This is a genomic window from Clostridium tertium, assembly GCF_902652255.1.
In the GTDB taxonomy this organism is placed as follows: Bacteria; Bacillota; Clostridia; order Clostridiales; family Clostridiaceae; genus Clostridium; species Clostridium tertium_A.
Window position 1 is genome coordinate 1 of record NZ_CACRTO010000035.1, and the last position, 1,028, is coordinate 1,028.

A 1,028-nucleotide genomic window follows, 5' to 3' on the forward strand; every position below is an offset into this window, starting at 1 on the left:
AAAGCTATCGCTAGCGAAGCCGGCAACTTCTGCTGGAGTACAGTTATTTAATGATCCATGTGGTCTAATAAAGTTATAGTGAAAGATAAATAAGTAAATTAGGTTATTCGCCTTTTCAAAAGAGTTAAAACCTTTTTTAGCTTTATACCAAGCTTTAAAAGTCTTATTGAATGACTCAATTAAATTGTTATTTGTATCACTAGACATAGGTGATACAGGAATATGTTTGGTATTAGGTAATACCGTAGCGGCAGCTTCGTTATACGAAGGCAATCTATCAGTTATAAAGTAAGTTGGTTCACCACAATTTTTAGCTTCATTTATTAGTGTATAAGCTGAATCAGAACTTCTAGACTTAGTTAAATGAAATGCTAGAATAAATCTAGTTTCAGAATCAATAGCTAACCATAGATAGTATTTTTCACCATTAATAAATACTACTGTTTCATCAGCGTGCCAATCGTCAGATTGTAAGTTTAAACTAGCTTTAAATTTATCAGCCTTTTGTTTAAAGAAAGGTGCAAATTTATTAGTCCAACTTGCTATAGTAACATGGGATACTTTAATCCCAGAGTTAATCATCAAGAATTGAGAAATAGCCCTTGTTGATGAATTATTTAAAAAATATAATGTTAATGCAGTTAATATTACATGTAGTGGAAAACGCATTCCTTTCATAGAAAGGGAACCGGTAATTAATTCACTGGATGCCATATCAATATTTGTAGTATGATGTTTAACTATTATGTGATTACACTTCTTATTATTGCATTTGTAACGATTGTAATATTTATATGAGTGATGTAAGTAGGTTCCTTTACCACATTTAGGACATCTAGGGTAATTTCTTTTAGGTAATCCTTCACCATCGCCAAGTGTAAACTGGCGCTTACATTGTTTGCATTGATACTTTTGTTTAGCCTGCTTATTCAAACCAAACTTATATAGTTTATCAGAATGACAGCGTGGGCATTTTATATTAGTCTTGTTCATTGTTCTTCTCTCCTTTTCTAAGGGGGTATTATTTA

General features: G+C 31.6%; 1 protein-coding gene. It reads right to left on the reverse strand.

Annotated features, from left to right (window positions below):
- Positions 1-993, reverse strand: a 993-nt coding sequence (locus GPX08_RS12150; protein WP_156627072.1) for an IS6 family transposase, incomplete at its 3' end; no start/stop codon positions are given.
- Positions 994-1,028: the final 35 nt, after the last annotated feature.